This window comes from Oxalobacter paraformigenes, from assembly GCF_000158475.2.
Lineage (GTDB): Bacteria > Pseudomonadota > Gammaproteobacteria > Burkholderiales > Burkholderiaceae_D > Oxalobacter > Oxalobacter paraformigenes.
Window position 1 is genome coordinate 488133 of record NZ_KI392030.1, and the last position, 26522, is coordinate 514654.

Consider the following 26522-nt stretch of genomic DNA (forward strand, 5'->3'; position numbering starts at 1 on the left):
GATCTGATATAAGTCGAGAATCTTCACGCTTTTATTTGTTTGCATTTATGGCTCTTTCCGCTTCCATATTCAAAATTGCTCTTCAGGTGTCCGATCTGGACAGGCAGCATTACGGGTCTTATTCCCTGACGGTGGCGCGGCATCCTTCCGAAACCGATGAACGGATGATGGTGCGACTGCTGGCATTCATGCAATACGCGGACGAGCGTCTGGTTTTTTCAAAGGGCTTGTCCGAGACGGATGAACCGGATCTCTGGATCAGAAGTTTTTCGGGGCATCCCGAATTATGGATCGAGGTGGGAATGCCGACGGTTAAACGAATTGTCTCGGGTGGACGGAAGGCGGATAAAATCGCCGTGTTTGCCTATGGGCGAAGTGCGGAACAGTGGTGGAAGAAAAACCGGGACGATCTGGAAAAGGTGCGAAATCTGGAACTGGTGGTTTTGCCTGTTTCCTTGACGGAGGCACTGGCAAAACGGGCAGAGCGTTCCATGCAGTGGCAATGCCTTGTTCAGGATAGGCAAATGAATCTCATCAACGATGGGGAAACATTTGAACTCGATCTGGAAAACTGTGTGCGTTTGCCACTGTCAGGACGCAATCCCCTGTTTTGATCCAGAGGAATTGCGTTTTCGCAAAATTCAGCCGAGCAACTGACGCAGCCAGGCGCTCAAATCGTTCACTTCAGGAAGCGACATGGTATGGGGCATGTGGTAAGCGTTCCAGTCAACGTGGTAACCGAGGGAACGCAATAGTCTCATGGTATCTTCTCCTCGGGAAAACGGAACAACGTCGTCCTGTGTCCCGTGTGCGAGGAATATCGGCGTGTTTTGATTGACCGGATTGCGATCGTCGGGAAAAGAATAAATAAGCGGCATGTAACCGGAAAGGCCGATAATGCCGGCCAGTTTTTCCGGGTAACACAAGCCGGTATAAAGAGCCATCGCACAGCCTTGCGAGAAGCCGGCCAACAGGATTCGATCCGGTGTGACGCCCCGTTTTTTTTCCTGTTCAATCAGTCCGGTGATGAGTTTCTGCGATTCCAGAACGCCTTCGGAATCTTCCATGTCTGTGGAGTCGAAACCATCGTAGATATCGAACCATGCCCGCATCGGATAACCGCCGTTGACGGTGATCGGACGCTCAGGCGCGTGCGGAAAAATAAACCGGATGGGAGGACAGCCGGTAAGATCGAATTCACGAACCAGCGGAACGAAACTGGAACCGTGGTCTCCCAGACCATGCATCCAGATGACGGTGGTTTTCGGATCGGCTCCGGTATCGGCCTGACTATACTGCAGATAGGATTTATTCATTGTTTTTTCTCGTCGGTTGATGAAACAGATAGGGAAAATATGTTCAGGATGTTTCTTTTTGCGGTCGCCATGCCTTGCAGACCGCTTCGTTCGTTTCAATATACGGGCCCCCGATCAGGTCGATACAATAGGGTATCGCAGTAAAAATGCCGGGTTCGATGATAGTTCCGTTTTTATCGCGCACACCTTCCAGTGTTTGCCGGATTGCGGCTGGTCGTCCGGGCAGGTTCAGTATCAGTGCCGCATGATCGGGACGTTCGCAAATAACCGCAACCTGGCGGGACAGTATGGCAGTGGGAACGAAATGCAGACTGATCTGACGCATCCTTTCCGCAATGCCGGGCATTTCCCGGGTACCGACTGCCAGCGTGGCGTCCGGGGTCTGGTCGCGTCGTGCCGGGCCCGTTCCGCCCGTTGTCAGAATTAGGGAACAACGGTCTTCATCGACTAGTTCGTGCAGTGTTTTTTGGATTTGTTCCCGGTCGTCCGGTATCAGCCGGGTTTCGACCCAGTATGGCGAGGTGAGGGCTGACGCAAGCCAGTCCTTTAGTGCCGGAATCCCCAGATCGGGATACGATCCTTCATAAGCGCGATCGGAAACGGAGACAAGTCCGATGGAAATATCGCTAGCGTTCTTCTTCATCAGTTTCCTCACTTTCCTGGTTTTTTTCTTCAGAGGGGAGCGGTTGGCTCATGATTTGTTTCAGCAGCCTGTAAATTTCACGGTATGCTTTTGGCGGCTTGTTTTCAGCTCTTTCTTTTTTCGCGTTCCGGATGAGGGTTCGCAACTGTTGAACATTGGTTTGCGGATACTTGTGCAGGAATTCGGTAAGTGCCGTTTCCTGTGCCAACAGTTTTTCACGCTGGTTTTCCAGCGCATGCATTAAAACGGTATCCGCTTTTGACAGTCCTTCCCAGCTTTCGATAGTCTGGTTGATGATCGACAGTGTTTTTTCATCGAGCGAACGCATGATTTTGCCGATGAATTGCAACTGCCGTCTTCTTCCTTCATGGTTTTTGATACGCTGGCATTCAAAAATGGCCTCTCTAAGGTTTTCGGGCATAGATACGCGTTTGATTCTGTCGGGGGATTCATTGACTAATTGTTCACCGACTTTCTGCAAGGCAATCATTTCCCGTTTTCGCTGGGATTTGGAAGGACGTTCATATTCTTCTTCGAATTCACCCGACTGGAAACCGCAGGCACCCCGGTTTGGATTTGGCATAATCAGACTTCTGTGTAAGGTCATTAAATCGTTTATGATTGGCTGCTATCATAACAGCCTTGACAATACCTTCAAAAAGATAATCTCATGGATGACTCCGATTTCATTTATACGCAGGATCAGTTTCAACAAATTGCAGAAGATGTTTTGCGATATGCACGGCAGAAAGGCGCTTCCGGTGCCGCTGTCGGCATCAGCGAAGGAAACGGCCTTTCCGTTAGTGTGCGCAAAGGTGACATTGAGACTATTGAGAGAAATCAGGATAAGGGAATCGGCGTCACGGTTTTTATCGGGAAGAAAAGGGGCAATGCAACTACATCGGATTTTTCCGAACAGTCCCTCAAACAGACTGTGGATGCCGCCTATAACATCGCGTCTTTCACTTCGGAAGATGATGCAGCCGGCTTGCCTGACGCAGACATGCTTGAACGGCATCCGGAGGATCTGGCACTTTATTACCGCTGGCCAATCAATACTGAAGAAGCGGTGGAACTGGCAAAATGTTGTGAAGCGGCGGCTTTTGAAACAGATAAGCGGATTTCCAACAGCGAAGGTTCGAGTGTCAATGTCCAGCATTCGCATTTTATCTCGGCAAACAGTGACGGGTTCAGGGGGGGATATCCCTATTCCAGTCATTCTCTTTCTGTGGCGCCGATCGCCGGGAAGGGCGGGAACATGCAACGGGATTACTGGTATACCGCTTCCAGAAATCCGCTTGAGCTTAAAACGCCCGAAGAGGTTGGGACATACGCGGCAAGACGGGCACTTGCGCGGCTTGACGCGCGCCAGATTGGAACCCGGAAATGTCCGGTTCTTTTTGAGGCCCCAGTTGCTATCGGTTTATTGAATTCATTTGTTTATGCCGTTTCAGGTGGCGCGCTTTACCGGAAGTCCAGTTTCCTGCTCGGTTCTCTGGATAAGCAGGTTTTTCCCAAACATATCGGTCTGCTCGAGGATCCGCATCTCAGGGGAGCGATGGGATCCGCTCCTTTCGATGATGAAGGCGTCAGGACAAGCCGACGCGAGATTGTTCAGGATGGAATAGTTCGTGGCTATTTTCTTTCATCTTATTCGGCCCGCAAGCTGGGCATGAAAACGACTGGCAATGCGGGTGGCTCCCATAATCTGGTGTTGCATTCGAACGTGACAGACGAAAACGACGATTTTGCGGCCATGTTACAGAAGATGGGGAAGGGGCTTGTGGTGACCGAACTGATGGGACAAGGGATCAATTATGTGACCGGTGATTATTCACGCGGTGCGTCAGGTTTCTGGGTGGAGAACGGCATTATCCAGTATCCTGTACAGGAAATCACGATTGCAGGCAATCTGAAAGACATGTTCGGAAATATAGTGGCTGTCGGTAACGATACGCTGGTTCGCGGAGCCAAAGAATCGGGGTCGATCCTTGTCGAACAGATGACTGTCGCGGGATCAGGCAACTGACAAGGCGAACTGCTGTTTTGACGGCTTCAGATTTTTTCCAGAAAACAGTCGAGTGCTTTTCGCCAGTGTCCGATGTCGGTATGGAAAGAGGTTTTAAATGGCGCGTGTTTCCAGTTGATCGCTTGCCGGATGCCGTGAAGTGCATTGACAGCCCATACTTCACAGCCGTTCAGGTCTTGCGGCTTTCGCAGTCGGCAGGCCACCCGGATGTGCTCTTTTTCTGCCAGTGACTGAATCAGTTGGGCTGTGACGCCCGGCAAAACGCGGTGCGAAGGGGAAACGGTACAAAGTGTTTTACCCTCCCACCATATGAGGGTAGTGGTCAGGCCTTCAAGCAGAAAGCCCTTTGGAGTCGTCAGTATTCCTTCGTCGGCGCCCGTTTCTCTTATCTTTTTGCGTATTTCCAGCATTTTTGTCAGATCCGGCCCCTTATGCCTGGGTGTCTTTCGAAAATCGGCTATCTTGCAATCGGACAGACGGATAGTCTCGTGGATAGGCGGCGCTTTCCGGAGGCGAAGCTGGAATGCCGGCTGCCTGAGAGAACCGGCCATTTCAATGCGCGGAAACCAGCATCCCGTTTGAGGAATCCGTTCAAGGACCGCTTCCCAAAACGGCGCGATTTCCTTTTCCTGGAATCCGGCCAGTTGGCTACAGCTCGACAGAAAGCGCTTCCGGTGAAGTTTTAAAGCGCGAACACGGCCTTGTTTTACGAGCCATGAATCTGCAACCAGAAGATTCGTTTCCGCCATGTCGGTAGGAACAAGCGTTTTTCCGGTAAGGTATTGAAAAACGGACTCTGTTTTTTGCACGGTGTTAAGGTCGGGAGGAATTGTCGGGAAAATTCGTATTGAACAAATCGAGAAAGGCCTTGGCTTTGGTGCGGATTTCGTCGAATTCTTCTTCCGGGTCGGAAAGTGATGTGATCGCGCCGCCGACACCGAAAGTAACTGTTCCGTGCGACATCACAAGGGTGCGGATCACGATGCTCAGATCGACTGCTCCGCACAGGGAAAAATAGCCCAAAACGCCCGAATAAATGCCGCGTGCGCCTTCTTCGAGTTCGTCAAGTATTTGCATGGTGCGCAATTTGGGCGCTCCCGTCATCGAACCGCCCGGAAAGGCGTCCCGAATACATCGGAGCGGAGAAGCGTCGGCTCTGATCCTGGAGGTGATGGTGCTGACCATCTGGTGAACGGTCTGGTACGATTCAATGGCAAACAGTTTCGGTACGTTGACCGTGTTCAGTTCGGCGGTTCTGCCGAGGTCGTGACGGACCAGATCGACTATCATCAGATTTTCGGCATTTTCCTTTTCGCTGTTGGCCAGCTCTTCATAGAGTTCCCTGTCTTTTGCTGGATTATCCGAGCGGCTGCGAGTGCCTTTTATCGGTTTCGATTCAGCGACACGCTGTCGCGATATTTTCAGGAAGCATTCCGGGGAGCAACTCAACACACAGATATCTTTCAGCTGGAGGTAGGCCGCGTAAGGAGCCGGATTTGCACGACGCAGCATACGGTATGCGATCCATGGATCGGCATCCGTATGGCTTGTGGCTGTATTGGTCAGGCATACTTCGTAGGTCTCACCCTGTTTGATACAGTTTTGGCTTTTCCTGATGAGTTCGATGTATTTCTGTTTGTCATGCCGGAGGCTGAAAGCGGTTTTCAGTTCCAGGTGATCGGGCAGATTTTCCGGAAAACCTGTAACGTCATTTTCATGAGATTGAATCCGGTTTTCCGTCTCTTCAAGCCATTTTTCGGCTTCTCCCGTTGAATTTTTTCCGGCCAGCGCCAGCAAATAAACCTGTTTTTCCTGATGATCGATGACGATACTGCGGTCGCAGAACAGAAGAATGGCATCCGGATATGATGAATGGTGAATATGAGGGGATTCACAATCCGCTTTCATCTCGTATCCGATATAACCAACCCATCCCAGGGAAAATTCAAAGGGGGTTTCCAGTGAATGAATTTGGTATTTTTCCAGATCGTTTTCCAGCCAGTCGAAAAAATTCGAATGGACGACATGGATCCGGTCATTCGTTTCGATTCGGATAGAGTGGGTACTTACATCGGCAGTGGCGACCCGCCCGAGCGGTCCATCTGCCTTGCAAAGATAGGAAAAGCGTCCGGAGCCGTAATCCTGCCGGCTGCTGTCGAGCCAGATAGCATATTCATTTTTCCGGAAGAATAGATCGAACAGTTGCTCGCTGTTGAGAGAACACGACATTTGTCTGTGGAGGAGAACGGTATGTTCGGGAAAGGCTGTTTTCCCGGAAAACGGTTTTGCTTGCGTAAAAGAGAGCGGAAGTTCCCGGGCAATTCTTTTGTGCCGGTTTTGCCAGTGGCGCGTCAGCTTTTTGAAATTTTCCAGTATTTGTCGCCCGTATTCGGTACAGATGGATTCCGGATGGAATTGCACGCCCCATTGGGGTAACGTCCGGTGGCGGATGCCCATAATTGTTCCGTCTGCAGTTTTTGCAGTGACAAGCAGTGAGTCCGGTATATCGTAAGCGGCAAGCGAATGATACCGGACGACGGCAAAAGGAGACGGAACGTGTTCGAACAGGTCTGTGCCATTATGGGTAATGAATGACAGTCTGCCGTGTTGCGCTTCCGTTGCCGGGCCAATTTTCCCGCCATGGAAATGACAAATTCCCTGATGGCCCAGACAAATGCCGAGAACAGGAAGGTCGGTTTGCCGGATAATATCGCCGCAGATGCCGAAGTCTGCTGTCCGGTCCGGCCGTCCCGGACCCGGAGAAATAACAATATTGTCGAAATACCGGCTCATGTCCGGTTGCCAGCGGGGATCGTCGTTTTTGATGACCACGGGAGCGCAGCCGTTAACGGCTGCGATCAGATGGTAGAGATTATAAGTGAAAGAATCGTAATTATCGATCAGCAACGTTCTAATCAATTTCACGTTTCTCCTGCCGGAATTATTGTTGGCGATTCTGGAAGGTGCGGGGCTGGCGTGTGCGGTTCGAACCCGCAACCATATCGAACCGGAAAAGCCGGCATTCGATTGGCCCGTTATAAAAAGGCGTTTTGCGCGATTCTTTCAGGCGAAGCAGTTTCGGAACGGCAAGGTCGGCTGTGAACACGAAAACAGACCATTCCGGAAAGCGCCGTTTCAGGGTGGCGCCCAGTGCCTGATAAAATTGTGAAGCCAGCTCGTCGGTCTGGAGGTGACGATTGCCGCGCACGCCGATCCGTTCTCCATAAGGCGGATTGGTCAGAATGATGCCGGGCCGATCGACGGGCGGTTTGATTTCCTGTGCCTCGATCTGGTGAAGCGGTATACTGAAAGTTACGCCGGCTTTTTCAAGATTGTGGCGAGTCATGTTCAGCATGTCCCCCGAGATATCGCTGCCGAAAATCAGCGGTTCTGCGGGTGGCGGAGTGATATGGACGGCGTCTTTCAGGGCTTGCCACTCGGCCTGATCGAAATGGCGGAATTTTTCAAACGAAAAAGTCCGTTTGAAACCGGGCGGAATTCCCTGCACCATCTGCGCAGCCTCGATCAGGATGGTCCCCGATCCGCACATGGGATCGAGAAGTGGCATCCCCGGTTTCCAGCCGCTTGTTCTCAACAGGCCAGCCGCCAGATTTTCGCGCAAGGGGGCATCACCTGTTTCATGACGCCAGCCCCGTTTGAACAGCGCTTCTCCGGAAGTGTCGAGGTATAGCGTGACGTTGTGGGCATCCAGAAAACCGGCGATACGGATATCCGGCGCATGCGTGTTGATGGAAGGACGGGAACCGGTTTCGCTGCGGAAACGGTCAACCACGCCGTCCTTGATACGAAGCGTTGTGAAGTTCAGGCTTTTCAGGGGCGATTTGATGGTCGTTAGGTCAATACGCAAGGTATTTTCGACGCCAAACCATTTTTCCCAAGCCTGTTTTACCGCCAGACGGTAGATGTCTTCTTCATGACGATAGCTGGATTGGGCGATTCTGAGCAATACCCGTGAAGCGATACGCGAATGAAGGTTGAGCAGCCATCCGTCCTGCAGTTTGCCGGAACAATGGACGCCCCCCGGAACGGATTGATGCACCTTCAGGGTTTGGCTGTTTTCTGCGATTTCTCTCAATTCATCGGCCAAAACGGTTTCCATGCCTCGCGGACATGGGCAAAAATAGGAATGGTTTGCTGACATAGGAAGTTATTTTTGACCGTGATTGATTGGTTTATTTCCGGATTTCACCGTGTCCCAGGACGACGTATTTCAGAGAAGTCAGTCCCTCAAGTCCCACAGGACCCCTTGCATGGAGCTTGTCGTTTGAAATGCCGATTTCCGCTCCCAGGCCATATTCGAAACCATCGGCGAAACGGGTTGACGCATTGACCATGACGGAAGATGAATCCACTTCCCGAAGAAAACGAAGAGCATGGCTGTAATTTTCGGTGATGATGGCATCGGTATGTTTGGAGGAATAGCGATTGATATGAGTGATGGCTTCGTCCAGATTGTTGACAACGCGGACAGCCAGAATCGGCGCAAGGTACTCCGTTTCCCAGTCTGCTTCGGTCGCCCGGGCCAGATAGGGATATTCGAAAAGGATCTGATACGCTTTTTCATCGCATCTTAGTTCGACTTCTTCGTCATGGTAACGTCTGGCCAGCAGGGAAAGGGCTTCCAGGGCGACGTTTTTGGAAACCAGAAGGGTTTCCATGGTGTTGCAGGTGCCGTAACGCTGGCATTTTGCATTGAAGGCGATTTCAACTGCTTTCTCCAGATCGGCGCAATCATCTATGTAAACGTGGCATATGCCGTCCAGATGTTTGATCATCGGGATTGTCGATTCGCGCATCAATCTTTCAATCAGTCCCTTGCCGCCACGAGGAACAATGACATCGACATATTCGGACATGGTGATGAGCTCACCTACCGCGGCACGGTCTGTTGTCTCGACGACTTGTACCGCCTGTTCGGGAAGCCCCGCTTTTTTCAGCCCTTCTTTTACGAGACTGGCCAGGACCTGATTGCAGTTGATCGCTTCCGAACCGCCACGCAATATGGTGGCATTGCCGCTTTTGATACACAATCCAGCCGCATCGACCGTTACGTTGGGGCGTGCTTCGTAAATAATCCCGATAACACCAAGCGGGACACGCATCTGGCCGACCTGAATGCCGGACGGACGTAATCTGAGGTTCGTAATCTCGCCGATCGGATCGGAGAGAGAAGCGATTTGTTCGAGACCGGTTGCCATCGTCTCAATGGCCTTGTCCGACAGTGTCAAGCGGTCCAGAAGGGACGGTTCCAGGCCGTTGTCTTGGGCTATGTCGAGATCTTTCCGGTTTGCCGTACGCAACAAGGCGACGTCGCGGCGGATGGCTTCGGCGATGAACATGAGCGCCCTGTTTTTGGTAGCGGTATCGGCTTTTGCCATCCGGGCGGAAGCTTCGCGCGCCTGTTGCCCGATCCGGGCCATGTAGCTTTTGATTTCCATCGGCATGTCTCAGTCGTTAGCGGGAAAAAATTAACGTTACCATTCCATTGATATTCGTTCAAGTACGGGCAATGAACAGGCCAAGCTGCATCAGGGCGTCCCAGGCGTCATCCATCCACGAATCGGATCGCAGCCCCTTGATGATTTTATCGATTTGGGCTGTTTGTTGCAGGGCGATTTGCAAATCTTTTTTTTCAAGCCTGTTCACCGCCATCTGGATGAGTTTTTCCCGCTGTCCTCTTAAACGAAGAGTTTTTGCCGTGGCCGGGAAAGTCTGCCCGCTTTCAAGAGCGGTCTTGCATTTCAGAAGAGTCCGGATTTCTTCGGTAAATGTCCAGAGAATGAGCGGAAGCGGTTCGCCTTCTCCTTTCAGTCCCTCCATCATCCGGATAAAACGGGCGCGGTTTCCTCCCAGCATGGCTTCGTTAAGTTTGAATATGTCGTAGCGGGCCACGTTCAGGACGGAGTTGCAGATTTGTTCGAAACCGAGTTCGCCTTCGGGATAAAGCAAGCCGAGTTTCTGAATTTCCTGATGGGCAGCCAGCAGGTTGCCTTCGACGCGTTCCACCAGAAAATCGATGCCTTGTTTGTTGGCCGTCTGGTTCTGTTTTTTCAGCCGTTCCGATATCCAGTTACCCAGCCTGGACAATTCGATGGAGGGAATTTCAATGTAAATGCCGTTCTTTTGCAACGCGCTGACCCAGGCCGTTTTCTGCGATGCCCAATCCAGTTTGGGAAGCGTGATCAGCGTGACATTGTCCGGATTCAGTTCGGCTGCGTATTCCTGCAAAGTCTGGCTGCCTTCTTTTCCGGGTTTGCCTCCCGGTATGCGCAGTTCAATGAGTTTTCGGCCTCCGAAAAGGGACATGGCATTGTTGGCAGCATGAAGCTGGCCCCATTTGAAACCCCGTTCGACAGTGAGGATTTCCCGCTCGCCGAAGTGCCTGTCACGGGCTGCCTTGCGGATCATGTCTGCCGCTTCCAGCAACAGAAGATGCTCGTCACCCGTCAGGACGTATAAAGAGGCAAGCTCTTTGTTCAGGTGAGATTCCAGTGTTTCATATTTGAGAAACATACAATCGGGGCGCGGATTCAGATGTCTTATGGAGTGGATGGGATGGCCGGTTCTGTCTCGGCTGCTGGAGCTGAAGCGGCATGTTTGTCTTCTTCCGTCAATTTTATGAAAGCCAGCCGCCGCAGTATTTGCTGTGCCATGTCAGATTGCATATCTTTGTAAAGCATGATTTCTTCGTTTTCCTTGGAAAGCGCTTGCGAATCGTCGTATGTCATCGTCCTGCGAAGGGAAATTTTTGTCGGTTCTATCAAGATTTTTCCCTGTGCTGTTCTGGCCGTGAATTCAAGATTGTAATAGAGGGAATATTCACGGGCACGACCTTGGGAGTTATAGGAAAGGACCTCTTTCTGGGTAGATTCGGAGATGGCAGACAGAATGACCTCGGCCTCCTTGGGATTGTTGACGATTTTTGTCAGATCCATACCCCTGATCAATCGTTTGAGAAGACGGGCAGTATGCGAGTTTTGGGGAAAATCAATGTACAGTGTAGAAAATGTAAAATCATAGTTGCCGCGTAAATGGAAACCACATGAAGCCAGTAAGGCAGCTATTATAAAAACAGCCGCCCAGTGATATAAACGATTCGATTTCATTTTAATTTCCATTAACAGTTTTCGATACGGTATCAGACAACGATATTGACCAGCTTGTTCGGCACGACAATGATCCGTTTCGGAATTCCTGTAACAAATTTTGCAACGCTTTCATTTTCCAGTGCGATCTTTTCAATGAGGGATTTATCTGCCGACTTGGGCACCCGGATATTGCCGCGCAATTTGCCGTTCACCTGTACAACCATTCCAATTTCATCTTGTTCCAGTGCTGCCGGGTCGACTTGTGGCCAATCCGTATCAAGAAGATCGCCTTCCTTGTCTGCGTATCCCAGTTCTTTCCAGATGACATACGTAATATGCGGAACGACCGGATAAAGTACTTTCAGGAAGATGGACAGGGTTTCCCGCAAGACGCTTGCAAATTCAGGCGAGCTGTCGGGTTTTGCCGCTTCAAGCGTATTCAGCATCTTCATGCATGCCGAAACGACAGTGTTGTATTGAATACGGGCATAGTCCTGGTTGGCCTGTTGCAGAACCTGATGGATATCGCGTCTCAATTCTTTCAACGAATCCGGAAGTCTTGCCGGAAGAGATGGATTGGCTGTCACGACGATATCCCTGTTGCGGTAAGCGAATGCCCAGACACGCCGCAGGAAACGGCTGGCTCCTTCCACGCCCGATCCAGACCATTCGAGAGTCTGTTCCGGAGGAGAGGCAAACATGGTGAACAGTCGGGCGGTGTCGGCGCCATACTGGTCGATTTGGGTTTGGGGATCAATGCCGTTGTTTTTCGATTTGGACATTTTTTCAATGCCCCCAATACTGACAGGCTGGCCATCGGATATGAGTCTTGCAGAAACCGGCCGTCCTTTTTCATCCAGTTGCAGTTCGATTTCTTCCGGGTTGAACCAGGTTTTTTTACCGGCAGCGTCTTCGCGATAGTAGGTTTCATTAAGAACCATACCCTGCGTCAGCAACCTGACAAAAGGTTCATCGAATTTCACCAGTCCGAGATCGCGCATGACTTTGGTCCAGAAACGGGCGTATAGCAAATGCATGACGGCATGTTCGATGCCGCCGATGTACTGGTCCATCGGCATCCAGTAATCGTTTCTTTCGTCAACCATGGATTTGTCCGAACCCGGGGAGCAGTAACGCATGAAATACCAGCAGGAATCGACGAAGGTATCCATGGTATCCGTTTCACGTCTTGCCGGTTTCCCGCAATGTGGACAGGTTGTATTGATGAATTTTTCGTCTTTTGCAAGAGGATTGCCCGATCCGTCAGGAATACAGTCTTCAGGCAGCAAAACAGGAAGATCCTCTTCGGGAACGGGCACGGCTCCGCAATCCGGACAGTGAACGATGGGGATAGGCGTACCCCAGTAACGTTGGCGGGAAATGCCCCAATCACGCAAGCGGTAGGTCACTTTCTTCTCGCCGAGCCCCTTTTCCGCCAGCACGGCAGCAATGGCATCGACCGCTTCCTGATGATTCAGTCCGTCAAAACGGCCCGAATTGATGCATTTCCCGTGTTCCTTGTCTGCATACCAGTCGTGCCAGACTTCTTCCATGAAGGTTTTGCCTTCGACATCAATGACCTGTCTGATCGGCAGACCGTATTTGTGGGCGAATTCGAAATCCCGTTCATCGTGGGCCGGAACCGCCATGACGGCGCCATCGCCATAGCTCATCAGGACGTAGTTGCCGACCCAGACTTCAACCAGCTGATTGGTCAGGGGATGGCGGACGAAAAGGCCTGTCGGCATACCTTTCTTTTCCATCGTTGCCATGTCGGCTTCGATAACGCTGCCTCTTTTGCATTCCTCGATAAATTCGGCCAGTTCCGGATTGCTTTTTGCTGCAAAACGGGCGAGATCGTGTTCGGGAGCGACGGTACAGAAAGTCACGCCTTTGATGGTGTCAGCGCGCGTTGTGAAAACCCAGAGTTTGCCGTCGCCGATCAGTTTGCCGTCTGTGTCCTGAATGTCGTGCAAGAAAGCAAAACGGACGCCTTCCGATTTGCCAATCCAGTTGATCTGCATGGTGCGCACCCGTTCAGGCCATCCCGGCAATTTATGGGTGACGTAATCCAGCAACTCTTCCGCGTAATCGGTGATGCGTGCGTAATACATCGGTATTTCACGTTTTTCGATCAGTGCGCCGGAACGCCATCCACGTCCATCAATGACTTGTTCATTTGCCAGTACTGTCTGATCGACCGGATCCCAGTTCACTGTTCCGGTTTTCTGATAAATAATGCCTTTTTCCAGCATTTTGAGGAACATCCACTGGTTCCACTTGTAATATTCCGGTTTGCAGGCCGTCATTTCACGGGTCCAGTCGATAGCCAGTCCCATGGATGCCATCTGGCTTTTCATGTGGGCGATGTTGGAGTATGTCCATTCGGCTGGCGGTATGCCGTGTGCCATCGCGGCATTTTCGGCCGGCATGCCGAAGGCGTCCCATCCCATTGGCATCAGCACGTTATAACCGTTCATGCGCAAATAACGATACATAACGTCGTTGATTGTATAGTTGCGCACATGTCCCATATGCAGCCTTCCGGAAGGGTATGGCAACATGGAGCAGGCGTAAAATTTTCCTTTCGGAAAGCGCGGATCGTTTTCAACGGTTTTATAGGCTTTTATGGATTCCCATTGATCCTGTGCAGTTTTTTCTACTTCTGCATGGCTATATTTGTCTTGCATGATGAACTACAGTAAATAAGGGTTGTTCGGTTCCGGATGGAAACCATTATGATAATACGAGGATCGGATGTGCTGCGCATTTGAGGTTGCCGGGCAGGACAAAACTGTTTCTGCCCGGCAGCATTTTTTCTGTTTATTTCAAGTGGAGAACGTCTTGCATATCGAAGAGGCCGCTCGTTTTGTCAGTGAGAAAACGGGCTGCACGCAGGCTGCCTTGTGCATAAGTGGCGCGGCTGGCCGATTTGTGGGTTATTTCGATACGTTCGCCGGTTCCGGCAAAAAGAACCGTGTGATCGCCTACGATATCGCCGCCCCTTATTGTCGAAAAACCGATTGTTGATGGATCGCGTTCTCCAGTAATGCCTTCCCGGGCATAAATGGCGCATTCCCCGAGGTCGCGACCGATAGCTTTGGCAATCACTTCGCCCATTTTCAGTGCGGTTCCCGAAGGGGCATCCACTTTATGCCTGTGATGCGCTTCTATCACTTCAATGTCGTATCCTTCGGCAAAATTCTTTGCCGCGATTTCCAGTAATTTCATGGTGACGTTCACACCTACGCTCATGTTCGGGGCGAATACGACAGGAATTGATGTCGAGGCTGCTGCGATGGCTTTTTTCCCGTTTTCATCGAAACCGGTTGTGCCAATGATCATTTTGATTTGATGGGCAGCACAATAAGCGAGATGTTCGAGTGTACCGGCAGGGCGGGTGAAATCGATAACATATTCGGCGTCCCTGAATGCTTTATTCATGTCGGATACGATCGGCACGCCTGTTTTCTCGCCCAGAAACATGCCGGCATCATTGCCGAGGCCAGGAGAATTCGATGCGTCGAGCGCACCGGTCAGTATGGCATCTTCCGCTTTCAGAACGGCTTCGATCAACATGTGGCCCATGCGGCCATTTGCCCCTGCAATGGCGATTTTCATTTTATTCATTGGATATTTCCGATCAATTGGTCATTCGGCGATGGCGGCAGCATCCTGCCTATCCGGCTCGGCGTGCTGATAGGTTCGAAAGTTCCGATATTTTCCGAGGAGTCATTACCGGTTTCTTCCGTATCGTTTTGTCTCGACTCCTGAGTCGAACTTCTGCTAACAGGGCGTTTTATCCGGTTTGGCCGCCCGGAAACCGTATTCGTCACAGAAGCGCTGACGGGTTCAGGAACGCTGACGGGTTCGGGAGCGCTGACGGGTTCAGGAGCGCTGATGGGTTCGGGAGCGCTGACCGGTTCGGGGGCGCTGACCGGTTCGGGAGCGCTGACCGGTTCGGGAGCGCTGACCGGTTCAGGAGCGCTGACCGGTTCGGGGGCGCTGACGGGTTCAGGAGCGCTGACGGGTTCAGGAGCGCTGACCGGTTCGGGGGCGCTGACCGGTTCGGGGGCGCTGACCGGTTCAGGAGCGCTGACGGGTTCAGGAGCGCTGACGGGTTCAGGAGCGCTGACCGGCTTGGAAACAGGAGATGATTCCGGTACATTGACAGGCGCTATATTGCTGTTTGACCCTGTCGTTTCCGAAGATGTTTTTACTTCCTGTCCGTTTTTTTCGATCCTGGCTTCCTTTTTGTCGTTTTCTGAGGGTTCATCGTCGGAGGTGATATGGGACAGATAGGCCGCTTCATCCGGCAAATGGTCGCTTGTCATGCGTTCAACGAGATTGTCGGTAAAGAAAATCACTAACCTGTTAGTCGTTATGGCTCCGTTGGGTTTTTGAAGGCGGAACAGGTAATCCCAGCGATTGGCGTGAAACATATCGGTTAAAAGAGGGGTTCCCAACACAAAACGGACCTGTTCCTTGGTCATGCCTGGCTGCACTTTGGCCAGCATTTCGGCGGAAATGAAATTTCCCTGCTGGACATTGACTTTGTAGGGCGTCAGCATGCTCAGCCATTTTTTCATGCCTGTCGGTTTTGTATTCAGTTCATTTTCAGCTTCAGTTGTTACCTTTTCAGGTTGTTTACTGACAACTGATTCTGATATTTCATTTTCTGAGGGGCTTCGTTGGCCGGGGATGTTCGCAACCGGCTTTTTTTCTGTCTCGACAGAGACAGGCTTGGTGTTTTCGATAGGATCACTTTCGTCAATCAAAGGATTTTTGGAGGCGCAACCGATTACCAGAACAGTTGCCGATGTTAGCAGTACCGGTGCGCGAAGATATCGCCACAAGCTGGCCATTTTTTTATGCATCACGAAGTTGAATCCCAAGAGCAATTTATTGAGCAGATTTAACAAACACTATATGATAAAGCAGATACTAGAATAGTACAGAACCAATTTTGAATTTATAAACTTCTCAAAATGATGAGTAATAATCCTGCCGACTTGAAAGCAACGGGTCTTAAAGCCACACTTCCCCGATTGAAAATTCTCAACATTTTTCAAAAGAATGCCGAGCGTCATTTAAGTGCCGAAGACGTTTACCGGCTGCTTTTGTCCGACAATCTGGAAATCGGACTGGCGACAGTTTATCGCGTATTGACGCAGTTCGAACAGGCCGGGATATTATCACGGAATTATTTCGAAACCGGCAAGGCGGTTTTCGAACTGAATGAAGGTACCCACCACGACCATATTGTTTGTGTCGATTGTGGAAGGGTTGAGGAATTTCACGATGACGAAATCGAAAAAAGGCAACATGACATTGCGGCCGAAAAGGGTTTTGACATTGTCGATCATACTCTGGCGATTTATGGACGCTGCATTAAATGCCGACAAAAATAGGGCAGGAGGATGGACATGAAAAAGCCGTGAGTTTCACGGCTTTTTATTATTTCTGGGCGTTTCAGGATGCCTTGGCCGGTACTTCTTTTGCTTCAGGAACATATTCGAACTTCTTGGCCAGGGCGTGGTAAAGCGGTTCCGGGCTGACATATTTCGAAACCAGGCTGGCCAGGAGGGAAACGGCCATCAGAGACAGCAGCATCTGGTGGCTTCCTGTCATCTCCATCGTAATAATGAAAGAAGTCAACGGTGATCGGGTTACGCCGGAAAGATAGGCGGCCATGACAAGAATAATGATGGCGCCGTGGGGCGCAAGGCCGGGGAAAAGGGCATATACGTTGTCGCCGATGCCGGCGCCGACCGACAAAGTCGGCGCAAACAGGCCGCCGGGAATGCCGCTTAAGGTTGAAACGAGAGTGGCGATGAATTTGGCAGCGCCGTAATACCAGACCAGAAAAGTGGTGTCGCTCTCCAAGGTCAGCCGGGTCGGTTGATAGCCAGTGCCATAAACTGTTCCGTCAGTCAGCAATCCTAAAATGGCAACAATCAGACCGCAGGCTGCGGCGAAAGCAAGAGGATGTTCCTGAATGACTTTTTTGATTCTTTGCGGTGGTGTGACTGAAATTTTCTGGACGATCAGGCTGAACAGTCCACCGATAACGCCACCGGCAATTCCGCAAACGAGAATGGCGGGAATGTTTGTCAGCAAAGCGAGGGATTCGTTGGTATAGCCGAAATAAGTATAATTTCCGACAAGGGCTATGGAAATAAGTCCGGACAGGATGACGGTCAGCAGAGTAGGGCTGTGTGCATTGAAGATATATTTTTTGGTCAATTCTTCCATGGCGAACATGATGCCGGCCATCGGTGTATTGAAAGCGGCAGCGATCCCGGCAGCCCCGCCCGACAGTGCCAGCATTCGTCTCTGTTCCGCTGTCTTGAGTGTTCCGTAGCCATAGAAGGCATGCATGATGGAAGCGCCGACCTGAACGGTTGGCCCTTCTCGCCCGATTGAGGCACCGAGCGTCAATCCACCCAAAAGCATGGCGATTTTTCCAAACAGGATTTTCAGGGAAAGCAGGTCGCTTTTTTTCTTGTGGTCCGGGTCATCTATGACGGCGATGGTTTGGGGGATTCCGCTGCCCTGGGTACCCGGAAAAAAGCGTCTGGCGATATAGACGATAAGGGCGAAGCCAACCGGCATGTAGATAATCGAAGCCCAGGGAACATGCGTAACAATCCAGGTATTGAGTTCAAAGGCATAATCGCTGGCTTCCGCCATGCCGACACCGGCCAGACCAATCAGAATAGGAGCCAGAATCCACGCACAGGTACGTCTCCAGTATCGTGCCGTTTTTTGTACGATGACACGTTTGGTCAGATGAGGCGGGTCGAAATGAGGAAATAACATGATTTGTTCTATTTCGCAGGTTCTTAGCATTATTATATTCGAGCAAATATATTTCAAGTTCTTATTACTCTTCGGGAGAACAATCCGATGAAAGACAGGTTGTCTTCAATCGCTGTTGCAGGTGGGACGCAGTATCTGGACATTCTTCAGAAGTTCAGAGTCATCGTTCGTTCGGCACAGAAATATTCCCAAAAAGTCGAAAAAATACTGGGAGTTTCAGGCGCGCAATTGTGGATTATGAAAGAAATTGATAGAAAGCCGGGATTGCGGGTAGGAGAAATTGCCCGGTTGCTGGCTATCCACCAAACGACGGCCAGTAATTTGCTGGATGTACTGGAGAAAAAAAATATGGTCTGTAAAACACGTTGGCCGACGGACCAGCGAATTGTAAATCTGTCCCTGACGCAACAGGGGGAGGCTTTGTTATTGAAAGCACCAGAACTGACGAGAGGTTTGTTGCCGGAAGCCCTGTCTCAAATGGAGCCTGAAGATTTGAGGCGGCTGGGTGAAACGCTGGACGTTCTGCTCGAAAGTATTTCACAGGTGGATGAAGAGTTTGCGTTGCAGCCTTTGCCGTTTACGATGTAAAAAGCCTGCAAGCGTGATACTTGCAGGCTTTTGAATGGAACAAGGGTTTCTGGAAAGAGGGAATTACATCATTCCGCCCATGCCTCCCATTCCACCCATACCGCCCATTCCACCCATGTCAGGAGCCGGTTTTTCTTCCGGAATGTCAAAGACCATGCAATCGGTCGTCAGCATCAGTGCGGAGATTGATGCAGCGTTTTGCAAGGCGGAACGGGTTACTTTTGCAGGATCGACAACACCCATTTCGACCATGTCGCCATAGGTGTCATTGGCTGCGTTATAACCGAAGTTTCCCGAACCTTCGATAACCTTGTTGACCACGACGGAAGCTTCTTCACCGGCATTGTGAACGATCATGCGCAGAGGTTCTTCCAGAGCGCGCATGACGATATGCACTCCGGCTTCCTGATCCGCATTATCGCCCTTGACGTTGACGTTGGCGCGGGCACGCAACAGAGCAACGCCACCGCCGGGAACGATGCCTTCTTCAACAGCGGCACGGGTTGCATGCAGTGCATCTTCAACACGTGCTTTCTTTTCTTTCATTTCCACTTCGGTAGCAGCGCCGACCTTGATAACGGCTACACCGCCTGCCAGTTTCGCGATACGTTCCTGCAGTTTTTCCTTGTCGTAGTCGGAAGTGGCTTCTTCCATCTGGACCCGAACCTGTTTGACACGCGCTTCGATGGCGTCAGCTTTGCCAGCACCGTCGATGATGGTCGTGTTTTCCTTGTTGACTTCGACACGTTTGGCTTGACCCAGCTGTTCTAAGGAAGCGTTTTCCAGCGTCAGGCCGACTTCTTCGGCAATGACCTGGCCGCCTGTCAGGATAGCGATGTCTTCCAGCATGGCTTTTCGGCGGTCGCCAAAGCCCGGAGCCTTGACAGCACAGGTTTTCAGAATGCCCCGGATATTGTTGACAACGAGCGTAGCCAGCGCTTCGCCTTCCACATCTTCGGCAATGATCAGAAGCGGACGGCTCGCTTTGGCAACCTGTTCCAGTACCGGCAGCAGATCGCGGATATTGGAGATTTTCTTTTCACACAACAGAATGTAGGGATTGTCGAGTGCAACAACCTGTTTGTCGGCGTTATTGATGAAGTAGGGGGAGAGATAACCACGGTCGAACTGCATACCTTCAACAATATCCAGTTCATCGTTCAAAGACTTGCCGTCTTCAATCGTGATGACGCCTTCCTTGCCGACTTTTTCCATAGCTTCGGCAATACGTTCGCCAATGGAGTGATCGCTGTTGGCGGAAATGGAACCGACCTGTGCGATTTCCTTGCTGGTGGTACAGGGTTTCGCGATTTTTTTCAGTTCTTCAATGGTAGCTTCCACCGCTTTGTCGATACCGCGTTTCAGATCCATCGGGTTCATGCCCGCAGCCACATATTTCATCCCTTCGCGAACGATAGCTTGCGCCAGGACAGTGGCAGTCGTGGTGCCGTCACCGGCGTTGTCACTGGTTTTGGAAGCGACTTCCTTGACCATTTGTGCGCCCATATTCATGAGCTTGTCTTTCAGCTCAATTTCCTTGGCGACAGAAACGCCGTCTTTGGTAATGGTCGGTGCGCCCCAGGTACGTTCTAGAACGACATTTCTACCTTTGGGGCCGAGTGTTACTTTGACGGCGTCGGCCAGAATGTTGACGCCTTCAACCATTTTATTGCGGCCGCTATCGCCGAATACGACTTCTTTAGATGACATGAAATTCTCCTAATATAAATTTGTACGCTTTACCAAGTCCTTAAAGACTGTGTATGCAATCATTGCTGGATGATCGCCATTACATCGGATTCGTGCATGACGAGCAGCTCTTCACCGTCGACTTTGACGGTCTGTCCGGAATATTTTCCGAAAAGAACCATGTCGCCGACTTTTACGTCAAGCGGCAAAACTTTGCCATCTTCCAGAACCTTGCCATTGCCAACGGCGATGACTTCGCCTTGGTCCGGTTTTTCCGCTGCTGCGTCAGGAATGACGATACCGGATGCGGTAGTTTTTTCCTGATCGACACGTTTGACGATAATGCGGTCTTGCAAAGGACGAAGTTTCATAACAATTCCTTATAAATCAATTTATTGTGTTTGTGAGATAAAAGCCTGAACCTGTATCAGGCCACCTTAAACCTTTGTCTCCCGAAATCCGGAATTCAAGTGAGTTTATTAGCACTCTCTTGTAACGAGTGCTAAGTATAGGGGCGGCCTTTGAAGATTTCAAGATAAAGGAAAGAATTTTTTTTACTTTGTGCGAAAACACAAATCCTGCAGATCGGGACAGAAAACCTCTGAAAGGAAAAAATTAATCGCCCGATTCTTTTTTTCGGAAAATTCTGATGGGTCGGGTACTTGTTTTTTGCAGTGTGTGACAGTTGCGGCAGCCGTGGCAACTGTAGACCGATCCTTTCGGTTTGTCTCCCGGATGGATTTTTCCGGCCAGCGTGTCGGCATGCAGATAGGCGCTCAATCGGGACAAGCCGAGACGTATCCGGTATTTCCAAAGGCAGGGGAAGCTGTATTTGTACAGAATACAGCAGGAGAGTGTGACAATAAAAAGAACGATGAGTTCCTGCATCTCAACATCCCAATAAAAAACGGCTGATGTGATAAGTGGCCAAGGAAGCCAGATAGGCGAGTCCAAAAAGATACGCTGCTGCAAATGACATTGTCCACCAGGAATTGGTTTCACGCCGGATGACGCCCAGGGTGGCGAAACACTGTGGCGCGAAAACAAACCAGGCCAGAAGAGATAGGGCTGTCGGCAGACTCCAGCTTGACGAGATGAGCGAAGTCAGCGCAACAGAAAGGTCGTCGCCGCTTGCTGAAAGGGCATAAACGGTACCTAATGCACTGACGGCGATTTCTCTTGCGGCCATGCCAGGAATCAGGGAAACTGCTATTTGCCAGTTGAAACCGATAGGCCGGACGATGTATTCCAGCCAGTGTCCCAGCTGTCCTGCGAAACTGTATTCAATGGCGGCACCGGCAGCTCCTTCAGGAGGTGTGGGATAAGTGGAAAGTACCCATAGCAGAACGGATGTGGCGAATATGACGGTACTGACACGTACAAGAAAAATGCGGGCTCTCTCCCACAAACCGATAGCGATGTTGCGGATTCGGGGCAAATGATAAGACGGCAATTCCATCAGAAGAGGCTGGTAATCGTTTTTTCCCAGCAGACGGCTAAGTATCCAGGCGATTAGAACAGCGGCAAGGATGCCGCTGATGTACAACCCGAACAGTACCAGTCCTTGGAAGTTGAAAATGCCTACTGTCTTGTCGGGTATGAATGCGGCAATAATCAGTGAATAAACGGGCAGGCGTGCCGAACAGGTCATCAACGGCGCAATCAGAATAGTGATGATTTTGTCCTTGCGGTTTTTTATGGTTCGCGTTGCCATAATTCCGGGAACAGCGCAGGCAAAACTGGAAAGAAGCGGTATGAAAGCGTGACCGGACAGGCCGATTTTGCTCATCAGTTTATCCAGCATAAAAGCGGCGCGCGGCAGATATCCGGACTCTTCCAGGATGAGAATGAAAAAGAACAGAATCAGAATTTGCGGAAGAAAGACAATAATGCTGCCTACACCGGCAATAATCCCGTCGACAATCAGGCTGCGCAAAACGCCTTCCGGTAGCCACAAAGTGAACAGGGAACCGACTGTATCGATGCCCGTTTCGATCCATTCCATCGGCATTTCCGCCCAACTGAAAACGGCCTGGAACATGAAAAACAAAATGGCGATCAGAATCGGAAAACCAAAAACGGGATGCAAAACGATGGAATCGATTTTTTGATTCAGGGGGTAAGTGTCGGCATTTCTTTTTATGACGGCTTCCAGAATTCTTCGGGATTCGAAAGAGGACGAACGATTTTCAAGCAGAGGTTTTTTCGTTCCTGGCGCTGGGGTTAGGTTAACAAAGACGTCACCTTTTTCTAAAAGGTCGATAAGCGCTTCGATCCCTCCTGGTTCAACGGCAACGGTTTCGACAACAGGTATGCCGAGTTCGTCTTGCAATAATTCCAGATCGATGATTTGCCCTCTTTTTCGGGCAAGATCGATCATGTTCAACGCCAGAATCGTCGGATAACCTAATGCAATGACGTCAAGAATCAGTTTCAGGCTTCTTTTCAGGTTGGTGGCATCGGCGACATAAACGATCAGGTCGATCGGTGTATCGTCCGTTTTTTCCAACAGTGCTTTCCGGGTGATTTCTTCATCCTGCGTCAGTGGAGTCAGGCTGTATATGCCGGGCAAGTCAATGATGTGGAATCGCTGGCCATTGTCCGTTTTCATATCGCCTTCTTTGCGTTCGACGGTGACGCCTGCGTAGTTGGCGACTTTTTGATGCGATCCTGTCAGACGGTTGAAAAGAGCGGTTTTGCCACTGTTTGGATTTCCAACCAGAGCAATTGAACGAAATGATGCGGATTTTTTTAGGAGGCCGATTTCGCGATCAGTCGGATTCATTATCGTTTTGAGCGATGTATATTCTGGCTGCCTCTCGGCGACGAAGAGCGAAAATGGAATTTCCTACTCTGATTGCCATCGGGTCTTTGCAAGGAAAGGCTTCGGCATGAACATGAATGCGTTCTCCCGGTGTGAATCCGAGCTCTTGCAACCGGTTTTTCATGAAAGTGGCGGCTGATCCCTCATCATCTGCCAGACCGATGACTGTGGCCGAATCGCCTTTTCTCAATTGTGCCAGATTGCTGATGGCAGCCGTTTTCAAAAATGTTGAAGGTGGTTGGGACATTTAAACGAAACTTACCGATAAGAATGAGAAATAAAATTATTCATGAATGATAATGATTCTCAATATAAACGTTTCTGCCAAAAAAAACAACTGTAGATCGCTCTGTTTTATATACCTATATCAAGTAAGCTCGTCTTTTGCTGGAAAATGAGAGAATATTCCGGACTTCGTAGCATATGGGTTGAACGGGAAATGAATGGCGGGACGGTCGGGGGAAAACATTGTTGGAATTCATGGTTTGAGATTTTCATGACAAAGAAAAGTGAACAAAATCTGAAAAAAATAAGGGCATTTTTTTGGGGAATTTTAGGCATTTTTTCTTTCGGAATGGCTGTTTGTGCCCAGGAACTGCCTGTAGAGATAGCGAGCGAATTTCAGCGGGCAGGTATTCCGGAAGAAGCCGTCGGGATCGTGATACAGCCGATTGGCTTGTCGGAGCCAAAAGTTTTGCATAATGCTGGAACGGTTTTTCATCCGGCGTCAACCATGAAAGTGCTAACCACTTACGCTGCGCTTGAATTACTTGGCCCTTCCTTCACTTGGCAGACCGGTGCTTACATTACCGGGGAGGTCAGGCATGGCATTCTGTATGGCGATTTGATTATCAGGGGAAGCGGCGATCCTTCGTTTTCACAAAAAGATCTCTGGCTTTTCATCCGGAAAATTCAGGATTCCGGTATCCGGGAAATTCGCGGAAAGGTCGTGCTCGACAGAAGTGTATTCGGGAGAATAAATTTCGATGCCTCCGTTTTTGACGACGCGCCTTTAAAACCTTATAACGCGGGGCCGGACGGACTGCTTCTGAATGAAAAAAGAATTGATGTGTATTTTGCGCCACATGGAGACAAGGATGAAGTTGAAGTAGTACTGGAGCCACGCATGGAGGGAATCACGATTGTTCCGCCTGTTGCGGCCAGTTCGGCTTGTGGTGACTGGAAAAATGGAATAACTGTCCATTTTGATGACAAAATCGCTTATTTTGAAGGGGAATATCCTTTGGCGTGCGGGATAAGAACCTGGGCAATACATCCTTACCAGATGAGTGACAGACGTTATTTCGAAAGTGTTTTTGTGAAATTGTGGCGTGAGTCGGGAGGAGTGTTTAAGGGGCAAGTTGAAGAAGGATTGCTTCCGGCTGATGCCGTTCTGAAAGCCGAGTGGACGTCTCAAGAGCTCGGTCTGGTTGTTTCCGCGGTGAACAAATACAGTAACAACGTTATGGCACGCCAGTTATTGCTGACGCTGGGGGAGAAATTTTATGGAACAGGCGCCACAATCGAACAAGGTATTGCAGTGATCGGGAACTGGCTGACCCAAAAAGGAATCAGCGCAAATGGACTGGTTGTGGAAAACGGTTCGGGACTTTCGCGTGAAGAAAGAATAAGTCCCTTGACGATGGCTGAAATTCTCAATGCTGCATTCATGTCGCCGGTGATGCCCGAACTGGTTTCGTCGCTCCCGATTGCCGGTCGTGACGGTACTATGTCGAAACGGTTAAGAGACGATCCGATTGCCGGAAAAGCCCACATCAAGACAGGTGCGATAAACGATGTCAGGGCGATAGCGGGCTATGTGCTTGCAAAAAGCGGCCGCCGGTATCTGATCGTTTGCATGATCAATCATCCCAATGCCAAGGCGGGACGGCAAGTATTGAACCGGTTGTTAAGCTGGGCTTATGAGAATGGCTGACATGCGCCGGCATCTTCAGAAAAGCCAGGCTTTGGTAAAGTAATAGACGGCCATGAGGAGAAAAAAGATCGCCAGTCCTCTTAAAAAGGTGGTCATCCAGCCGGTTTTTTTGGGTTTTTGTTCTTGCGCCATAGTTTTCAGTTTGGTAGGAAAAAGCCGAACGTACAACCTGCTATTATCCCTGTTCCGGTCATTTAACGGTAGCCTTTCCTGTTTTTTTGCGATTTGCCCCTTGTTACCGGAATTGGCGAAATAAAATGTTACAACTCTTACAGTTTCAATCTAGGCCGCACGCACACATTCAGTTTTAATGTTTCTCATAAAATCGTCGATTGTCGAAAGAGGTGATTCAAATGGGGAATACAAAGTGGTTTTTACGGTTGGGACCAGTTTTCATGGCGGCAGGCTTGTTTCTGGTGACTATGGCGGCTAACGCCGGAAATACGTATTGGTCAGTCAATGTCGGCGTTCCTGTGGTAGCGGCTCCGCCGCCTGTCGTGGTTTATGCAAACCCGGCCATTCCGGTAACCGCTGTTGTGCATTCGGCGCCGGTCGTTGTTTATCCTCACGCAACGAAGGCAGTAGTAGTGCGGCATACCTCGCATTATTGGCATAAACCAAGGTACCGGGGAAACAGACACCCTTATCGACGCCATCGTTGAAGTCCGGTTCCATGCAGAATAAACGAGGAATCGGAGACAGGGTGTAGCCGGAAGGGTGGCCGTAAAGCGTATTGAAGAGTTGTCGTTTTTTTGCCTATTGATGCGTTTGTTTGAGGTAACTGCTTCTGTTAAATGACTTTTCAGGAATTTCTGGCGTATAATCACCGGTTAATTCAATGGCATGCATGTTGTTTGTCAGGAATTTTTCCATTGACTTGTCTGGATGTTTCTGACATAATTTGAAGTTTCTGCGGAGAGGTGGCCGAGTGGTTAATGGCAGCAGACTGTAAATCTGCCCTCTTACGAGTACGCTGGTTCGAATCCAGCCCTCTCCACCAAGGTTATGCAAAATGAAGGTCAAGCGAGTGCGGGTGTAGCTCAATGGTAGAGCCGAAGCCTTCCAAGCTTAAGACGAGGGTTCGATTCCCTTCGCCCGCTCCATCTTCGGTTTGCTTAAGTTTTAGTTGCCCTTGTAGCTCAGTGGTAGAGCACTCCCTTGGTAAGGGAGAGGCCACGTGTTCAATCCACGTCAAGGGCACCAGAGATTGTGATTTTCGAAAAGTGGGTGTGCAGCGCATAAATGGCGTGGTCTTGGTATTCTCTTCATTGGTTAGGAGTTGAAAATGGCAAAGAGCAAGTATGAGCGGACGAAGCCGCACGTAAACGTAGGAACAATTGGTCACGTGGACCATGGCAAGACCACCCTGACGGCGGCGATAGCGACCGTATTGTCCAAGAAATTTGGTGGGGAAGCCAAAGGCTACGACCAGATTGACGCGGCGCCGGAAGAAAAAGCGCGTGGGATCACCATCAACACCGCGCACGTTGAATACGAAACCGCCAACCGGCACTACGCCCACGTAGACTGCCCGGGCCACGCCGACTACATCAAAAACATGATCAC

At 50.3% G+C, this 26522-nt stretch carries 25 protein-coding genes and 3 tRNA genes; 10 read left to right on the forward strand and 18 right to left on the reverse strand.

Translation table 11 applies throughout. From position 1 onward, the window contains the following. Positions 1–47: 47 nt before the first annotated feature. Positions 48–614, forward strand: a complete 567-nt coding sequence (locus tag OFAG_RS02285; protein ID WP_005878748.1) for a YaeQ family protein — start codon at positions 48–50, stop codon at positions 612–614. A gap of 27 nt (positions 615–641) precedes the next feature. Here OFAG_RS02285 and OFAG_RS02290 read toward each other — a convergent pair whose 3' ends face one another. Genes OFAG_RS02290 through yjgA form a run of 3 tightly spaced genes read right to left on the reverse strand, consistent with a single transcriptional unit; the run spans position 642 to position 2542 of the window. Then, positions 642–1316 carry an alpha/beta hydrolase gene (locus OFAG_RS02290; RefSeq protein WP_005878750.1) on the reverse strand — a complete coding sequence of 225 codons (675 nt, stop codon included), beginning with the start codon at positions 1314–1316 and terminating at the stop codon, positions 642–644. Between the two features lie 43 nt (positions 1317–1359). Next, on the reverse strand, positions 1360–1959 hold the full coding sequence (gene mog / locus OFAG_RS02295; protein ID WP_020994752.1) for a molybdopterin adenylyltransferase: 600 nt from the start codon (positions 1957–1959) through the stop codon (positions 1360–1362). Next, on the reverse strand, positions 1943–2542 hold the full coding sequence (gene yjgA / locus OFAG_RS02300; protein ID WP_005878753.1) for a ribosome biogenesis factor YjgA: 600 nt from the start codon (positions 2540–2542) through the stop codon (positions 1943–1945). The genes mog and yjgA overlap by 17 nt, the downstream gene beginning before the upstream one ends. 87 nt (positions 2543–2629) lie before the next feature. Between yjgA and pmbA the strand changes: the two genes are divergently transcribed. After that, positions 2630–3988 (forward strand): metalloprotease PmbA, encoded by a 1359-nt coding sequence (gene pmbA / locus OFAG_RS02305; RefSeq protein WP_005878755.1) that lies wholly within the window; start codon positions 2630–2632, stop codon positions 3986–3988. Positions 3989–4014: 26 nt separating this feature from the next. Here pmbA and OFAG_RS02310 read toward each other — a convergent pair whose 3' ends face one another. The 9 genes from OFAG_RS02310 to OFAG_RS14270 all read right to left on the reverse strand — a co-directional run bounded on the left by OFAG_RS02310 (position 4015) and on the right by OFAG_RS14270 (position 15686). Then, the gene (locus OFAG_RS02310; protein ID WP_005878757.1) at positions 4015–4797 is read right to left on the reverse strand and encodes an aminotransferase class IV; all 783 of its coding nucleotides are present in this window, start codon (positions 4795–4797) and stop codon (positions 4015–4017) included. 4 nt (positions 4798–4801) lie between these two features. Further along, positions 4802–6913: an aminodeoxychorismate synthase gene (gene pabB / locus OFAG_RS02315; protein WP_231371650.1), complete on the reverse strand. Its 2112-nt coding sequence runs from the start codon at positions 6911–6913 to the stop codon at positions 4802–4804. Between the two features lie 16 nt (positions 6914–6929). After that, a complete protein-coding gene (locus OFAG_RS02320) occupies positions 6930–8150 on the reverse strand; it encodes a THUMP domain-containing class I SAM-dependent RNA methyltransferase (RefSeq protein ID WP_005878759.1) in 1221 nt (406 codons plus the stop codon). 31 nt (positions 8151–8181) lie between these two features. After that, positions 8182–9447 (reverse strand): glutamate-5-semialdehyde dehydrogenase, encoded by a 1266-nt coding sequence (locus OFAG_RS02325; protein ID WP_005878760.1) that lies wholly within the window; start codon positions 9445–9447, stop codon positions 8182–8184. A 58-nt stretch (positions 9448–9505) separates the two neighbouring features. Further along, positions 9506–10522, reverse strand: coding sequence for a DNA polymerase III subunit delta (gene holA / locus OFAG_RS02330; protein WP_005878761.1), 1017 nt, complete (start codon positions 10520–10522; stop codon positions 9506–9508). Between the two features lie 26 nt (positions 10523–10548). Further along, positions 10549–11115, reverse strand: a complete 567-nt coding sequence (locus OFAG_RS02335) for an LPS-assembly lipoprotein LptE (RefSeq protein WP_005878762.1) — start codon at positions 11113–11115, stop codon at positions 10549–10551. Positions 11116–11147: 32 nt separating this feature from the next. Continuing rightward, entirely contained in the window at positions 11148–13787 is a 2640-nt protein-coding gene (leuS, locus tag OFAG_RS02340) for a leucine--tRNA ligase (protein WP_005878763.1), read from the reverse strand. A gap of 133 nt (positions 13788–13920) precedes the next feature. After that, entirely contained in the window at positions 13921–14727 is an 807-nt protein-coding gene (gene dapB / locus OFAG_RS02345) for a 4-hydroxy-tetrahydrodipicolinate reductase (RefSeq protein WP_005878764.1), read from the reverse strand. After that, positions 14724–15686, reverse strand: coding sequence for an outer membrane protein assembly factor BamE (locus tag OFAG_RS14270; protein ID WP_231371651.1), 963 nt, complete (start codon positions 15684–15686; stop codon positions 14724–14726). Before OFAG_RS14270 ends, dapB begins: the two co-directional genes overlap by 4 nt. A gap of 402 nt (positions 15687–16088) precedes the next feature. Between OFAG_RS14270 and fur the strand changes: the two genes are divergently transcribed. Beyond that, a complete protein-coding gene (fur, locus tag OFAG_RS02360) occupies positions 16089–16508 on the forward strand; it encodes a ferric iron uptake transcriptional regulator (protein WP_040719445.1) in 420 nt (139 codons plus the stop codon). A 61-nt stretch (positions 16509–16569) separates the two neighbouring features. On the opposite strand, the gene OFAG_RS02365 is transcribed toward fur, so the two are convergent. After that, positions 16570–17919, reverse strand: a complete 1350-nt coding sequence (locus tag OFAG_RS02365; RefSeq protein WP_147617727.1) for a chloride channel protein — start codon at positions 17917–17919, stop codon at positions 16570–16572. Positions 17920–18006: 87 nt separating this feature from the next. Here OFAG_RS02365 and OFAG_RS02370 point away from each other — a divergent pair, with 87 nt between their 5' ends. Continuing rightward, the gene (locus OFAG_RS02370; RefSeq protein ID WP_005878768.1) at positions 18007–18507 is read left to right on the forward strand and encodes a MarR family winged helix-turn-helix transcriptional regulator; all 501 of its coding nucleotides are present in this window, start codon (positions 18007–18009) and stop codon (positions 18505–18507) included. Between the two features lie 63 nt (positions 18508–18570). On the opposite strand, the gene groL is transcribed toward OFAG_RS02370, so the two are convergent. The 5 genes from groL to OFAG_RS02395 form a co-directional block, all read right to left on the reverse strand. Next, complete coding sequence (groL, locus tag OFAG_RS02375; RefSeq protein WP_005878769.1) at positions 18571–20217, reverse strand: chaperonin GroEL; 1647 nt, start codon at positions 20215–20217, stop codon at positions 18571–18573. A gap of 59 nt (positions 20218–20276) precedes the next feature. After that, entirely contained in the window at positions 20277–20567 is a 291-nt protein-coding gene (gene groES / locus OFAG_RS02380) for a co-chaperone GroES (protein ID WP_005878770.1), read from the reverse strand. Positions 20568–20811: 244 nt separating this feature from the next. Further along, complete coding sequence (locus tag OFAG_RS02385; protein ID WP_020994757.1) at positions 20812–21084, reverse strand: hypothetical protein; 273 nt, start codon at positions 21082–21084, stop codon at positions 20812–20814. 1 nt (position 21085) lies between these two features. Continuing rightward, on the reverse strand, positions 21086–22981 hold the full coding sequence (feoB, locus tag OFAG_RS02390) for a ferrous iron transporter B (protein WP_005878771.1): 1896 nt from the start codon (positions 22979–22981) through the stop codon (positions 21086–21088). After that, positions 22968–23267, reverse strand: coding sequence for a FeoA family protein (locus tag OFAG_RS02395; RefSeq protein WP_020994758.1), 300 nt, complete (start codon positions 23265–23267; stop codon positions 22968–22970). Before OFAG_RS02395 ends, feoB begins: the two co-directional genes overlap by 14 nt. A gap of 327 nt (positions 23268–23594) precedes the next feature. On the opposite strand from OFAG_RS02395, the gene dacB reads away from it, so the two are divergent. The 6 genes from dacB to OFAG_RS12710 all read left to right on the forward strand — a co-directional run. Continuing rightward, positions 23595–24956, forward strand: a complete 1362-nt coding sequence (gene dacB, locus OFAG_RS02400; protein ID WP_147617781.1) for a D-alanyl-D-alanine carboxypeptidase/D-alanyl-D-alanine endopeptidase — start codon at positions 23595–23597, stop codon at positions 24954–24956. Between the two features lie 395 nt (positions 24957–25351). Next, on the forward strand, positions 25352–25618 hold the full coding sequence (locus OFAG_RS13640) for a hypothetical protein (protein WP_147617728.1): 267 nt from the start codon (positions 25352–25354) through the stop codon (positions 25616–25618). Between the two features lie 252 nt (positions 25619–25870). Further along, positions 25871–25956: transfer RNA gene (locus tag OFAG_RS02405), tRNA-Tyr, on the forward strand. Between the two features lie 29 nt (positions 25957–25985). Beyond that, positions 25986–26059 (forward strand) — tRNA-Gly (locus OFAG_RS02410). A gap of 25 nt (positions 26060–26084) precedes the next feature. Next, a tRNA-Thr gene (locus tag OFAG_RS02415) sits at positions 26085–26159 on the forward strand. A gap of 82 nt (positions 26160–26241) precedes the next feature. Beyond that, on the forward strand, positions 26242–26522 hold a 281-nt coding region (locus OFAG_RS12710; RefSeq protein ID WP_020994761.1), incomplete at its 3' end, for a GTP-binding protein.